The organism is Clostridium massiliamazoniense (assembly GCF_001403635.1).
GTDB lineage: Bacteria > Bacillota > Clostridia > Clostridiales > Clostridiaceae > Sarcina > Sarcina massiliamazoniense.
This window is the reverse complement of the sequence record NZ_LN879468.1, coordinates 629,304-642,995: the sequence shown is the minus strand read 5'-3', so window position 1 is coordinate 642,995 and position 13,692 is coordinate 629,304. Positions and strand designations below refer to the sequence as shown.

Here is a 13,692-nt window from a genome sequence, read left to right as displayed (position 1 = left end):
TTAAGCAATATGGGATTTTCAAAAGAAGAACAAAGTTTATTTAGAGAAATAAAAAAAGATTTTAATAATTTAAATATCGAAAAATATAAAGCAGATATAAGAGAATATGCTTATGTAAATAATCAATATAGTAATTTGATTAATTCTATTGAATTGGGAAATGTTAATGATATATTAGAATTTGGGAAAGCTATCTATGAGGGAGTGGCATCTATATCAGAAGAAGTACTTAAATATCTAAGAATTAATAATAGAGATGGTATAAATGAAGCTTTGAAAAGCTTAACTAAATTAATGGATTCTTTTGATATTGATGATTTTACAGAGAATAAAAAAAGTTTTATAGATAAATTATTTAAGAAAGAAAAAAATATAGAATTTCTAAAAAAAAAGTATAGTAATCTAGCTTTAAATCTAGAAAATTTTTATAGAGAGCTAAAATATGAAGAGAGTGCAATTTTAGATTCAAACAAGAGGCTAGAGGCGATGTTTCTTCATAATATGAGGTTTTATGAAGAGTTAGAACAATATTTATATGCGGCTGAAAATTTGAAAACAGATATATTAAATAAAAGAAATAATACAAATTTAATAGAAATTGAAAAAATCAAATATGACTTGAGTTTAGAAGCAATAGAAAAAAGGATAGAAGATTTTAATATATCCCAAATAATCGCTATGGAAACAATTATAATGATAAATGAAATTGAAAAAGGTAATATAGAAATATTAGAAAAAATACAAAATTCATTTTTAATAGCTTTACCTATTTTTAAAAATAATTTAGCTCAAATAATAATGTTAAAAAAAGAAGAATTAAGAAATAAATCAATTGAAGCTATTAATAAAAAAGTTAGTCAGGTAAAAGCTTTAGAGGGAAAAAGTAATCTTAAAGACTTGAGAAAAGATGAATTAGAAAGATCAGTTAATGAAATAAGAGTGGCCATAGATGAAAGTAAACTTATAGGAGAAAAAAACAATTATAATAAAAGAAAAAGTGATTTATCAAAAATACTTGCTAAAGCAAAAAAAATAGGGCTATAAGCCCTATTTTTTATACTAAATTAAGTATTGCCTCAGATTTACTTGAATTGTTATCAATAGCCATAATTAGCTTACCTGAATTTTCTAAATCTCCAATTACAATAGCACCAACTATTGTATTATCTTTGAAGAATAATTTAGTTAAGTTTTCATTTGTTTTATCTTTAAGAGTTAAGCTTTCAAGAGATTCATCTTTAAAGTTTATTAATCCTATAGATACCATTTCAGTATCTAAAGCACTTAGGATTATTGAAGGAGTAAAGTTTCTAAATTCTCTTTCTAGGCCAGCAGCATTAATTGCAGCTATTTTACCCATTTCTATAGCAGCAGGCCAGTTTCCATAAACTAAACCATTAAATTCAGCAACATCACCACAAGCATAGATATCTTTTATATTTGTAGCCATTTTACTATCTACTACAATACCTCTGTTTGTAATTATGTCAGAACCTTCAGTAATTGATATATTACTTCTTATACCAGTTGAGAAGATAAGCATATCACAATCAATTGAATTTCCACCATTTAAATTAAGTGAAAGAACCTTGTTATCTTTAACGATAATTTCTTTAACTGATTCAGAAGTTTGGAAGTCTAAACCTGATTTCATAGCTAATTTATTAAAGAATTCAGCAGCTTCTAAATCAAGTTGATTATTCATAAGAGAAGGCATAAATTCAAGGACTTTAACATTTAATCCTAAAGATTTAAGTTCCCAAGCTGCTTCTAAGCCTAAAGCACCACCACCAATAACAACTATATTCTTTATAGTTTTAGCAGCTTCTTTAACAGCCATAACATCCTCTATATCCTTTATACTATAGATTCCATTAATATTTCTATAATTATTTGTATTTATTTTATCTATTGTTGTACTGTTATCTAAAGATTTTACAGTAACAGGAGGTACAAAATTATGGCTTCCATTAGCTAATATTAATTTATCATAAGATACATTAGAACCATCTGTAAGTACTATATTCTTATTAATATTATCTATTTTAAGAACAGTTTTATTTAACAATTGTTCTATATTATTTTCTTTATACCAACTTTGGTCTTCAAGATAGATTGTTGTAGTTAAGTTGTCATCACTGATTAAGTCAGATAATTGAGGTCTTGAATAAGTTGAAACTTTTTCGCTTGATATAAGTTGAATTGTACAAGTTTCATTGATTTCTCTAAGAGTTTTAGCAGCATAGAATCCTGCAGCTCCATTACCTATTATAACAAAGCGTTCATTAGTATTAACTTTTTCAAAGACTTCATTTTCAACTTCTACAAATTGATCACTTCCAGCTCCACAAGTTTCACAAACTTCAGGACAAACTGGAGATTCAAAAATTTCACCACAAACTAAACATTTCCAATATTTCATAGATCCATCTGTAGGTGCTTCTATTTCTGCAACCATTGATTTTTTATGTGGAGAATATTTAAGGTTTTTCTCACCAAACATGAAACTAGCAAAATCATCTCCGAATTTCTTAGCTTTTTCAATTTCGTTATCAGAAGGTTTGAATTTTATTGTCATACCAGGACCAAAAATTTTCATTTTTAATTCTTCTAATCTATTTTCTATATTAGGAACAGCTTCTCCACTCCAACCATAAGAACCGAAGGCAGCAGCATATTTTCCACCGTGAACTATAGGATTAAGATTAGTTAATATATCTCTAATTGGAGGTAGTAAGTCCCCAACTAAAGTAGGTGATCCTAATAAAATACCATCTGAGTTTGCAATTTCTGTCAATACATCTTCTAGTTTAGCGTGTACCATATCAAAAAGTTTAACTTCTACTTTATGATTAGATTTTATTCCTTCAGCTATATTTTCAGCTAATTCCTTAGTATAGCCATAAGCTGAAACATAACAAAGTGTAACTTTTTTATTTTCAGTATTTTTAGCTTTAGGAGTACTCCATTCTTTGTATAATTCAACAACTTTATGAGGATTATCTCTTAAAACAGGACCATGACCTGGACAAATTAAATCTATATCAAGATCTTTGATTTTTTCTATACCTTTTAAAACATAAGGTTTATATGGTCCAAAAATACAATCATAATAATATCTAAGAGCATCCATATAATCTTCTTCTTTTGGAACTAAATCATTAAATACTTCTTCGCATGAATAGTGACTACCAAAAGAATCACAAGTAATTAATGCTTTATCTTCAGGAATATAAGTGTACATTGAATCAGGCCAATGTAAAAATGGTGCTGAAATAAATTCTAAAGTTTTATTTCCTAAGCTTAAAGCATCACCATGATTAACTACAATATGGTCAAAATCTTCATTAACAATATCCTTTAAGAAATCAATAGCTATTTTTGAACCAACTACTTTTGCATTAGGTGCTAATTTAAGTAATTTTGACACTGAGCCAGCGTGGTCAGGTTCAGTATGGTCTACTACAATATAATCAATTTCAGATGGATTAACACCTAAACTGTTTAATCTTTCTAGGTATTCATCAAAAAATTGTGCTTTAACAGTTTCAAAAACTGCTGTTTTATTGCTTCCTTTTACAACATATGAGTTATATGTTGTACCATATGGAGTATACATAATTATATCAAAAACCCTTAAATTAGGATCTAAAGCTCCAACCCAATATATGTTATTTTTTACTTCTAAATGTTTCATTAAATTCCACCATCCTTGGATAATTACTAAAGATTATTTTTTAATTTAGTTAATTAAATAACAATGACTATCAATAAATTACAATTTTATTATACTATAAATTATTTCTAAGTAAAGTGCACTGAATAATAAGAATTAAAAAAATATAGGGTATTAATTTTTAAATAATAAAAAAAACCTTAGAATTTCTAAGGTTTTAATAAATTATATTTTTTTAAAAAGTTATTGAAATCATAGCTATCTAAACTCATAATTCCAATAGAACCATGACGAGTATCACCAGGTAAATTACCATGAGAATCAGATCCACAGCTAATTAATAAGTTATTTTTTCTACAATAAGAATAGTAAAAATTATTTTCATCTGGAGTGTTTTGGAAGTAGATTGCTTCAACACCATCAAAATTAAATTGACAAATTTCATCTAATGTAATATTTTTTAATAATTTAGGATGAGCTAAAAAAACTAAAGCATTATATTTTTTTAGCAAGGCAATTCCATCTTCAACAGTAAGTTTTTTATTAGGAACATAAGCAGGGCTATTATTTCCTATGAAGTTATCAAATATATAGTCTTGGTCATAATCATAACCTGCTTCTAAAATGCATTGTGCAATATGAGGTCTTGCAACAACTCCTTTTCCTTTTTTTAAAACATCTTCATAATTTATTTTTATATTAAAAAATTTATCTAACCTATTTACGATTTCCTTAGCTCTATTAATTCTACTATTCTTCAAATTATGTAAAAATTTTTGAAATTCTTCATCTTTAAAATAATTTCCTTTAAAAAAGCCTAGTATATGTACAGTTGAACCTTTATGTTCACAACTAAGTTCTATACCAGGAATAAAATTAACAGAAAGTTTTTTTGCCATTTCTGTGGCTTCAGATATCCCTTCAGTTGTGTCGTGATCTGTTAAGGAAATTATAGATAAGTTTTTTTCCTTTGCTAATTTTATTATTTCAGAGGGAGATAAAGTGCCATCAGAAGCTGTTGAATGACAATGAAATTCTGCATTTATATTCATAGAGTGACCTCCTGTAAATTAAATTTATTTTAATTTAGTTTTATTTTTACTTTTTTGATATAATTATTTTAACATATTTGAAGGAGGACAGATATAATTGTTTTTAATGATAGATAATTATGATTCTTTTGTTTACAATTTAGTTAGATATTTTAAGGAAATTGGAGAAGAAATAAAAATTGTAAGAAAAGATAAAATAACAATAGAGGAGATAAGACATATTAATCCAGAGGGAATTGTAATATCACCAGGACCTAAATCACCTAAAGAATCTACAGAATGTTTAGAGATAATTCATACCTTTAAAAGTGAAATACCGATTTTAGGAGTATGTTTGGGACACCAATGTATTGGAAGTTATTTTGGTGCTAAAGTAATAAAAGGTGAAAAACCTATACATGGGAAAATATCAAAGATTAAACATGATGGAAAGGGATTATTTTTTTCTATAGAAAAAGAATTTAATGTAACTAGATATCATTCTTTAATTGTAGATGAAAATACAGTTAAGGAGCCATTAATTATAACAGCAAGAAGTGAAGACAATGTAATTATGGGGCTTAGGCATAAAGAATATAAAATAGAATCCGTACAATTTCATCCAGAAGCAGAGTTAACCGAATATGGACATTTAATATTAAAAAATTTTGTTAGAATGTGTAGAGGTGAAATATAGATGGAATTATTAATACGAGAAATAAAAAGTAATTTAAAAGTAAATGAAGTTTATGAAATATGGAAGGATAAAAAAGATACTATAATGTTAGATAGTTCAAAAGAAGAAAGTGAATATTCTAAGTTTTCATTTATAGGAATAAATCCTTTTATAAAAATTAAGTCTAAGGAAAATTTAGTGTACTTAAATGAAAAATTAGTAAATAAAGATGTTTTTGAACTACTAAATGAAACTATAGAATCATTTAAGATAGATGAAAATTTAAGAAAAGAAATCCCTTTTATATCAGGTGCTATAGGATATTTCTCTTATGATATGGGGAGGTCCTTAGAACATATAGAAGAAAGTTCTATAAAAGATTATGAAGTTTACGATAGTTATTTTTTATTTTTTCATAACCTAATTATATTTGACTTGCTTAGTGATAAGATATATATTACTTCTTTATATGAAGATAAGATATTATCTAAAAATAGTTTAGATGATATAGAAGATAAAATAATAAATTATAAATTTAAAGAAAATAATGAAAAACATAGAGAAGTTAAAGAAAATAATTTAAAATCTAATTTCTCAAAAGATGAATACATAAAAGCAGTAGATAAAATGAAAGATTATATTGTAGAGGGACATATTTACATAGCTAATATGACTCAGAGATTTCTATGTGACTGCGAAGAAGATGGATATGAAATATATAAAAAATTAAGAAAAATAAATAAGGCTCCATTCTCAGCTTACTTAAATTTAGAAGATATTGAGATAATAAGTTCTTCACCAGAAAGATTTTTAAAGGTATTAGATAATAAAGTAGAAACAAGACCTATAAAAGGTACAAGACCAAGAGGCAGAAATAAAGAAGAGGATGAATTAAATAAAAAAGAATTACTTAAGAGTGAAAAAGATAAGTCAGAACTTTTAATGATAGTAGATTTAGAAAGAAATGATTTAAGTAAAGTGTGCAAAGCAAATTCTATAAAGGTAACAGAGCTCTTTAAGTTAGAACAATATGATACTGTTTTTCATTTAGTTTCAACTGTAGTCGGAGAATTAGAAGAAAGTGAAAGTTCAGTAAGTTGTATAAAAGCATGTTTTCCAGGCGGTTCTATAACAGGAACACCTAAAATTAGAGCTATGGAAATAATAGAAGAACTTGAAGGTGTGAGAAGAGGAATTTATACAGGATCAATAGGATATTTTGATTTAAGAGGGAATTGTGACTTTAATATAGTAATAAGAACTATAGTAAAAAAAGATAATAAAGCTTCTTTTGGTGTTGGTGGTGGAATAACTATCGAATCTTTATCTGAAATGGAGTATTATGAAACTTTAGATAAAGCAAAAGCTTTAATAGAGGTATTAAGATGATTTATGTAAATTGGGAAATAAAAAATGATATTATATTAGATGATGGATTATGCTTTGGAAAAGGTGTATTTGAGACAATCTTAATAAGGAATAAAGCTGTGTTCTTAGAAGAACATATAAATAGATTGCAAGAAGGTGCTTCTTTACTTAAAATAAATAATACTATCAGTGTAAAAGAAGTTGAAAGTTTTATTGAAAAGGAGAAAATAAAAAATTGTTCTTTAAAAATTATCTTAACAGATAAAAATATAGTTGCTATTACAAAAGATATTATTTATACAAAGAATAGCTACGAAAGAGGTTTTAAACTTAAGCTTAGTAGTGTTAGGAGAAATAGCACATCAATTATGCCTTATGTGAAATCTATTAATTATATAGAAAATATAATAGAAAGAAATAAAGCTATAGAAAGTGGATTTGATGAAGTGTTATTTTTAAATGAAAATAACTTTATAACAGAAGGAGCCATAAGTAATGTTTATTTTATTAAAAATAATAAAATAAAAACAGCAGCTGTAAAGTTGGGGCTATTAGATGGAACAATAAGAAAGTGGCTAATAAAAAACTTTGAAGTTGAAGAAGGAAAATTTACTTTAGAGGATTTTAAAGAAAGTGAATGTATTTTTCTTACTAATTCTTTAGTTGGAATAATTAAAGTATCTAAATTTGAAGAGAAAAAATTTAATGAAAATATATTTTTAAGTGAAATAATTAGTAAGTATTCAGATTTTTTAAAGGAATTTTAATGATTGGTATAGAATTAAATTAATAAGAATACTCGAAAATAAGAAAATTAAGGAGTTTCAAGTTAAATATGAGAAGAGTAAACAAAATATTAAATAATAATATTTTTAAAAAATGCTTATTAGAAATAGAGGAATTTGAGAAAAGAAGAGTTTTTTGTAAACATGATTTGAATCATTTCCTTACAATGAGTAGATTAGCTTATATAATGGTGTTAGAACAAAAAATAAAAATCAATAAAGAAGTTATATATGCAGTAGGCTTATTACATGATATAGGTAGATGTTTAGAATATAAAGAAGGTATAGATCATCATAAAGCTTCAGTAGATATAAGTAAAGATATATTAAAGGATTGTGATTTCAATGAGGAAGAAAGAATTTTTATATTAGATGCTATAGGGGCACACAGGGATAGTCATTCTTCAGGAATAAAGAACATATTTTATTCAGCTGATAAACTTTCTAGAGATTGTATACAGTGCAAAGCAAAAAAAGAATGTTATTGGAATGAAGAAAAAAAGAATCTTTATATAAAGTATTAACTTAAGGAAGGACGAGATAATATGATAATAGGAAATAAAGAGTTTAAATTAGGAGAAAGAACATATATAATGGGAATTTTAAATATAACTCCAGATTCTTTTTCAGATGGTGGAAAATTTAATTCAAAGGATGAAGCTTTAAAGCAGGTTAAAAGATTAATTGAGGATGGTGCTGATATTATAGATATCGGAGGAGAATCAACTAGACCTAATCATGTACCGGTTTCAGAAGAGGAAGAAGCAAGAAGAGTTGTTCCTATTATAAAATTAATTAAAGAAAATTTTGATATACCAATTTCTATAGACACTTATAAAGGAAAAGTGGCAGAGCTTGCAATTGAAGCAGGAGCTGATTTAATAAATGATGTATGGGGATTTAAGAAAGATCCTTATATGAAAGAAGTAGCAGCAAAATATGATGTTCCTTGTTGCCTTATGCATAATAGATTTAATAGTGAGTATTCTAAAGATCTTATAGAGGAAATAAAAAGTGACTTAAAAGAAAGTATAGAATTAGCTCTTTCAGCAGGCGTAAAAAAAGAAAATATAATGTTAGATCCAGGCATAGGATTTGTAAAGACTTATAAAGAAAACTTAGAAACAATGGATAGACTAGAGGAATTGATGGATTTAGGATATCCTATGTTACTTGGAACTTCAAGAAAGTCTATGATAGGAACAGCTTTAGATTTACCTGTGGATCAAAGAGTTGAAGGAACTGTAGCAACTACTGCAATTGGTATTTTAAAGGGTTGTGATTTTATAAGAGTACATGATGTAAAAGAAAACTTAAGAGTAGCTAAAATGACAGATGCTATAGTAAGGAGGAAATAATTTAATAATGGATAAAGTAGTAATAAAGGATTTTGAGGTTTTTGCAAATCACGGAGTATTTGAAGAAGAAAAAGCTTTAGGACAAAAGTTTGTTATAGATATAGAATTGAGTTTATCAACTAGAGAAGCTGCTATAACTGGAGATTTAAAAAAATCAGTTCATTATGGGGAACTTGCTCATAAAATAGAAAAATTAATGAAAGAAGATAATTATGATTTAATAGAAACTGTTGCAGAGAAAATAGCAGAATTTACGTTATTAGAATATCCTATGGTTTCTTTTGTTAAAGTAAGAGTAAAAAAACCATGGGCACCTATTCATAGAACTTTAGATACTGTTTATATAGAAATTGAAAGAGGATGGCATTATGCTTATTTATCTTTTGGTTCAAATTTAGGAGACAAACATAAAAATATAAAGGATGCATTAGAATTAATAGATAAGTCTAAATATAATAAAGTATTAAAAGTATCCTCTATAATAGAAACAGAACCGTGGGGATATGAAAATCAGGATAATTTTTTAAATGGTGTTTGTGAAGTAAAAACATTAATGGCACCTAAGGAATTAATGGTATTTTTACTTGATATTGAAAAAGAATTAAAAAGAGAGCGTTTAATAAAATGGGGTCCTAGAACTTTAGATTTAGATGTAATTTATTATGATGACTTAATTTCAGAAGATGATGAAATAATACTTCCTCATCCTAGGATGGAAGAAAGAGAATTTGTTTTAGCTCCTTTAAATGAAATTGCACCAAATAAATTACACCCAATAAGAAAAATGAGAACTTTCGAACTTTTAAAAAATTTAAAGGAAATATAAAATTTATAATTCAGCCATTGTTTTAATATACATAAATTTAAGTAGAAAAAATAAATTAGCTAAGTTATAAAGGAGATAAAATGAAAAAAATATTAAAATTTCTATTTAGTAGGATGGCTATAGTAGGAATACTTATATTATTGCAATTAGCAATACTTTTTTATGCTATATGGGATTTAAGTGAATCATTTATTTATTTATACGCACTTTTCATTGCAATAAGTATAATGGTAGTAGTGTATATAGTAAGTAGGAATGATAATCCATCCTATAAATTAGCATGGACTATTCCTGTTCTTTTAGTACCAGTTTTTGGAGGCTTATTCTATTTAATATTTGGTGGAAATAAGACTAGTAAGAAATTTAGAAAAAAAATACAAGCAGCATATGAAGATTTTGAGCCCTTGATGAAGCAGGATCAATCTATTTTAGAAGAGATAAAAAATCAAGATAAGTTAGTATTTAATCAAGTAAAATATATTAAGGATTATGCAGGATATCCTATTTATAAAAATACTACAACAAAATATTTATCTCCAGGAGAAGAATTTTTTAAAGTTTTAATGGAAGAAATAAAAAAAGCTAAGCATTATATATTTATGGAATATTTCATAATTGAAAAAGGGGATATGTGGGATTCTATATTAAATGTACTAGAAAGTAAGGTTAAAGAAGGTGTTGAAGTAAGAGTAATTTATGATGACATGGGATGTCTTCAAACATTACCTTATAAATACAATGAAGTTTTAGAGAAAAAGGGTATAAAATGTGAAGTGTTTAATCCTTTTGTTCCACTATTATCATTAAAAATGAATAATAGAGATCATAGAAAGATAACAATAATAGATGGTCATATAGCTTTTACTGGAGGTATAAATTTAGCTGATGAGTATATTAATAAAATTGTTAAGTATGGTCATTGGAAAGATGCTTCAATAATGATAGAGGGAGAAGCAGTATGGAATTTAACTGTAATGTTTCTTCAAGCTTGGAACTTTGAAAAAAATACAAAGGAAAATTACGAGAGGTTTAAACCTACTATACATAAAGAGAAAGAATTTATATGTGATGGGTATGTTCAACCTTATGGTGATAGTCCACTAGATGGGGAAACTGTAGGTGAGAACATTTATTTAAATATAATAAATAAGGCAATAGATTATGTTTATATAAACACACCTTATCTAATAATTGATAATGAACTTGTAACGGCCCTTGTATTAGCGGCAAAAAGTGGAGTTGATGTAAGAATAGTAACTCCTCATATAGAGGATAAATGGTATGCTCATATTGTCACAAGGGCTTATTATAGTCATTTAATTGAAAGTGGAGTTAAAATTTATGAATATATTCCAGGTTTTATACATTCTAAAACATTTGTGTCTGATGATAAAATAGCAACTGTAGGATCTATAAACATGGATTATAGAAGTCTTTATTTACATTTTGAATGTGGAGTATTTTTATATAATACTAAATCAGTAGAAGAAATAAAAAGTGATTTTTTGAAGAATTTAGAAAAGTGTAAAAGATTTACTTTAGAGGATTGTAAAAATGTTAAATGGTCTAATAGAATTTTAAGAGCAATACTTAGAGTTTTTGCACCTCTCATGTAAAAAAATAAAAAGCTAATTTGATATAAATAATTTTAAATTTATTATTTATACTTACAAATTAGCTTTTTTGTTATTTGTTCAATAAATTAGTAAAATAGTTTTTAGGTATTAACCCTTTTTTTATACCATTAATTACTGTTAAATAAGTGGCAGCAGTATCAAAACGGGCATCATGATAGTTTCCACTACCCATAAATAATTTATTTGCTGTATCAGCAATTTCCTCAGGGGTAATATTTAAAAAGTTAATAACTTCTTCTAACTTAGGATTTTTGAAATCACCACTAGGTCTTAGAATTTTACAAATAGGTCTATAATATTGCATTGTACAGAAAATATTTTTAGGATTATATTCTTCTTCCATATATAATGCAGATAGTTCATGTTTTAAAAATTTAATATCAAATTGAACATTGTGTCCTATTACAAAATCAGCTTCTATAAAATCATTTAAAAATTCTCCAACCAAATCTTCAAAATACTGTCCATTACTTAAATCATATAATTTTTCTAAAGAAAAACCATGAACTTTTTCAGCTGCTGGATCCATATCTTCAACAGTAAAAAAGAAATTATGACCAGTTGTAACTTGAGGTTTAGAATCAGTATCAACTGTTATATAACTAAGTTGACAAATACTACCTGGTTTTATACTAGTTGTTTCAGTATCAAAAAATAATAATTTCATTAATAGTCCTCCAAATAAAACAAGTGTTATAGCTATATAATATTATAAAATAAAAATTATGTAAAATAAAAAAAGTACAATGAATAAATATTAAATTATTGTGGAATATTATTTTTAGTATTACGAATATAGGAGGAATTAAAATGAGTAATAAACTAAAGATAATGTGTGCAACATTAGTAATAACATTAATGCCAATGGGTTCAATTTGTTATGCAAAAACTAATCAAGTAAACTCAAATGGATATAAAACTATTTGGGTTCAAGATGAGAAAAAAGAAAATAATAAGCTAGAAGAAAAAACAATGAATTCAGAGGAAGAAGTAAAAGAAATATCTTTAGCTGAAATATTGGAAATGTCAAAGGATCAAGAAAGATGCAGCAAAGTAAAAAATAAAAATGTATGTATGAAAATCATTGTACACAAAGTTGATAAAAATGATGAATGCTATTTAATATCAACAAAAGATGGAATGCTTAAAAAAGGTGAATTTAAAATATCAAAGGAAGAAAATTCGAAGTTAGTTGATATAAAAAAAGGTGATGAAATAATATTACAAGGTACAGTAAAAGACTTGAGCAATAAAAAGGTTACATTAGAAAATACAAAAATACTAAAAGTAAACAAGAAAACTAAAGATAATAAAAAAGAGGATTGCCATAAGAAAGAGGAGCATCATAAAAAACATGACTATCATGACAAAGGTGATGAGCATAAAAAAGATTGTGATCATATAAAGATGAAAGAAGAGAAAAAAGATTGTGATGATCATAAAAGAATAGAAGAAAATAAGCAAGAAGAACAATAAAAAGCCGATTTTAATCGGCTTTTTATTTTAAGTGTTTTTTATCTATGGAAAACTCACCAGAATTAATAAATCTAATTTTATTATTATGTAATATTTTTAATGAACCATCCTTAGCTATATCTAATATTTTAACTTGAATTTTTTCATTATTATTTACTAGTGTAACTTCTTCATTAAGAAATAAACAGTTTGATTTGTATATATTTAAAACAGAGTCTAAATTAGAATTTAATTTAGGGAATAGATTATCTAAATTGTTTACAATAGATGCAAGTAAATCTTCTAAAGAGAAAGTAGTTTTATAAACTTCTTTTAAAGATGCAAAAATTTCATTTAAGTTTTCGTCAGCAGGGGATAACGAGTTAACATTTAAACCAATACCAATAACTATATAACTTAAGCCAAAAGAGGATATTTTACTTTCAACCAAAATCCCACAAATTTTTTTATTATTTATCAATAGGTCATTAGGCCATTTTATTTTACAATATACATTAAAACTTTTTAATGCTTCAAAAACAGCAACAGAGACAATTAGAGGTATTAGTTGGCATAAATTAATAGATGGAAGATTATCTTTTAATAAAATAGAAAAGTATAAGCCACCAGGTGGAGAAAGCCATTTTCTATTATTTTTACCACGTCCTAAAGTTTGTTTTTTTGCTATTATTATAGATTTATCATTTAATATTTTATAGTTCTCTTTACAGTATGCACTGGTTGAAGAAATTTCATCAAAAAATAATATAGATTTTTTGTAATTTTCATTGTGTATTTTTAATTTTAATTCATTAGTATTCATTTAAAACTCCTATTAACTATGTTTTATAAACTATTATAACAAATTTTTATGAAAATA

The 13,692-nt window shown here is 25.9% G+C and carries 13 protein-coding genes; 9 read left to right on the top strand and 4 right to left on the bottom strand.

Annotated features, from left to right (window positions below; all coding sequences use genetic code 11):
• The first annotated feature begins 9 nt into the window (after positions 1-9).
• Positions 10-1,044: a toxic anion resistance protein gene (locus tag ARA19_RS09965; RefSeq protein WP_055070819.1), complete on the top strand. Its 1,035-nt coding sequence runs from the start codon at positions 10-12 to the stop codon at positions 1,042-1,044.
• Between the two features lie 10 nt (positions 1,045-1,054).
• On the opposite strand, the gene ARA19_RS09960 is transcribed toward ARA19_RS09965, so the two are convergent.
• Entirely contained in the window at positions 1,055-3,697 is a 2,643-nt protein-coding gene (locus tag ARA19_RS09960) for an FAD-dependent oxidoreductase (protein ID WP_055070818.1), read from the bottom strand.
• Positions 3,698-3,885: 188 nt separating this feature from the next.
• Positions 3,886-4,728: a PHP domain-containing protein gene (locus ARA19_RS09955; RefSeq protein ID WP_055070817.1), complete on the bottom strand. Its 843-nt coding sequence runs from the start codon at positions 4,726-4,728 to the stop codon at positions 3,886-3,888.
• 97 nt (positions 4,729-4,825) lie between these two features.
• Between ARA19_RS09955 and ARA19_RS17995 the strand changes: the two genes are divergently transcribed.
• The 7 genes from ARA19_RS17995 (at position 4,826) to cls (ending at position 11,336) form a co-directional block, all read left to right on the top strand.
• On the top strand, positions 4,826-5,404 hold the full coding sequence (locus ARA19_RS17995) for an anthranilate synthase component II (RefSeq protein WP_055070816.1): 579 nt from the start codon (positions 4,826-4,828) through the stop codon (positions 5,402-5,404).
• A complete protein-coding gene (pabB, locus tag ARA19_RS09945; RefSeq protein WP_055070815.1) occupies positions 5,405-6,772 on the top strand; it encodes an aminodeoxychorismate synthase component I in 1,368 nt (455 codons plus the stop codon).
• Positions 6,769-7,518 (top strand): aminotransferase class IV, encoded by a 750-nt coding sequence (locus ARA19_RS09940; RefSeq protein WP_055070814.1) that lies wholly within the window; start codon positions 6,769-6,771, stop codon positions 7,516-7,518. Before pabB ends, ARA19_RS09940 begins: the two co-directional genes overlap by 4 nt.
• Before the next feature lie 68 nt (positions 7,519-7,586).
• Positions 7,587-8,060, top strand: a complete 474-nt coding sequence (locus tag ARA19_RS09935) for an HD domain-containing protein (protein ID WP_055070813.1) — start codon at positions 7,587-7,589, stop codon at positions 8,058-8,060.
• Positions 8,061-8,081: 21 nt separating this feature from the next.
• A complete protein-coding gene (folP, locus tag ARA19_RS09930; RefSeq protein WP_055070812.1) occupies positions 8,082-8,894 on the top strand; it encodes a dihydropteroate synthase in 813 nt (270 codons plus the stop codon).
• A 7-nt stretch (positions 8,895-8,901) separates the two neighbouring features.
• Positions 8,902-9,720 (top strand): 2-amino-4-hydroxy-6-hydroxymethyldihydropteridine diphosphokinase, encoded by an 819-nt coding sequence (gene folK / locus ARA19_RS09925; RefSeq protein ID WP_055070811.1) that lies wholly within the window; start codon positions 8,902-8,904, stop codon positions 9,718-9,720.
• An 80-nt stretch (positions 9,721-9,800) separates the two neighbouring features.
• Positions 9,801-11,336, top strand: coding sequence for a cardiolipin synthase (gene cls, locus ARA19_RS09920; RefSeq protein WP_055070810.1), 1,536 nt, complete (start codon positions 9,801-9,803; stop codon positions 11,334-11,336).
• A gap of 70 nt (positions 11,337-11,406) precedes the next feature.
• Here cls and ARA19_RS09915 read toward each other — a convergent pair whose 3' ends face one another.
• Positions 11,407-12,024: a 3'-5' exonuclease gene (locus ARA19_RS09915; RefSeq protein WP_055070809.1), complete on the bottom strand. Its 618-nt coding sequence runs from the start codon at positions 12,022-12,024 to the stop codon at positions 11,407-11,409.
• A 143-nt stretch (positions 12,025-12,167) separates the two neighbouring features.
• Between ARA19_RS09915 and ARA19_RS09910 the strand changes: the two genes are divergently transcribed.
• The gene (locus tag ARA19_RS09910) at positions 12,168-12,833 is read left to right on the top strand and encodes a hypothetical protein (RefSeq protein WP_055070808.1); all 666 of its coding nucleotides are present in this window, start codon (positions 12,168-12,170) and stop codon (positions 12,831-12,833) included.
• A gap of 22 nt (positions 12,834-12,855) precedes the next feature.
• Here ARA19_RS09910 and ARA19_RS09905 read toward each other — a convergent pair whose 3' ends face one another.
• The gene (locus ARA19_RS09905) at positions 12,856-13,635 is read right to left on the bottom strand and encodes a biotin--[acetyl-CoA-carboxylase] ligase (RefSeq protein WP_055070807.1); all 780 of its coding nucleotides are present in this window, start codon (positions 13,633-13,635) and stop codon (positions 12,856-12,858) included.
• Positions 13,636-13,692 lie beyond the last annotated feature (57 nt).

Excerpts from the sequence above, each read along its gene's own strand:
- folK (WP_055070811.1), top strand. The coding sequence starts at position 8,902 with ATGGATAAAGTAGTAATAAAGGATTTTGAGGTTTTTGCAAATCACGGA.
- ARA19_RS09935 (WP_055070813.1), top strand. The coding sequence starts at position 7,587 with ATGAGAAGAGTAAACAAAATATTAAATAATAATATTTTTAAAAAATGC.
- ARA19_RS09910 (WP_055070808.1), top strand. The coding sequence starts at position 12,168 with ATGAGTAATAAACTAAAGATAATGTGTGCAACATTAGTAATAACATTA.
- ARA19_RS09955 (WP_055070817.1), bottom strand. The coding sequence starts at position 4,728 with ATGAATATAAATGCAGAATTTCATTGTCATTCAACAGCTTCTGATGGC.
- cls (WP_055070810.1), top strand. The coding sequence starts at position 9,801 with ATGAAAAAAATATTAAAATTTCTATTTAGTAGGATGGCTATAGTAGGA.
- ARA19_RS09905 (WP_055070807.1), bottom strand. The coding sequence starts at position 13,635 with ATGAATACTAATGAATTAAAATTAAAAATACACAATGAAAATTACAAA.
- ARA19_RS09940 (WP_055070814.1), top strand. The coding sequence starts at position 6,769 with ATGATTTATGTAAATTGGGAAATAAAAAATGATATTATATTAGATGAT.
- ARA19_RS09965 (WP_055070819.1), top strand. The coding sequence starts at position 10 with ATGGGATTTTCAAAAGAAGAACAAAGTTTATTTAGAGAAATAAAAAAA.
- pabB (WP_055070815.1), top strand. The coding sequence starts at position 5,405 with ATGGAATTATTAATACGAGAAATAAAAAGTAATTTAAAAGTAAATGAA.
- ARA19_RS09960 (WP_055070818.1), bottom strand. The coding sequence starts at position 3,697 with ATGAAACATTTAGAAGTAAAAAATAACATATATTGGGTTGGAGCTTTA.
- folP (WP_055070812.1), top strand. The coding sequence starts at position 8,082 with ATGATAATAGGAAATAAAGAGTTTAAATTAGGAGAAAGAACATATATA.
- ARA19_RS09915 (WP_055070809.1), bottom strand. The coding sequence starts at position 12,024 with ATGAAATTATTATTTTTTGATACTGAAACAACTAGTATAAAACCAGGT.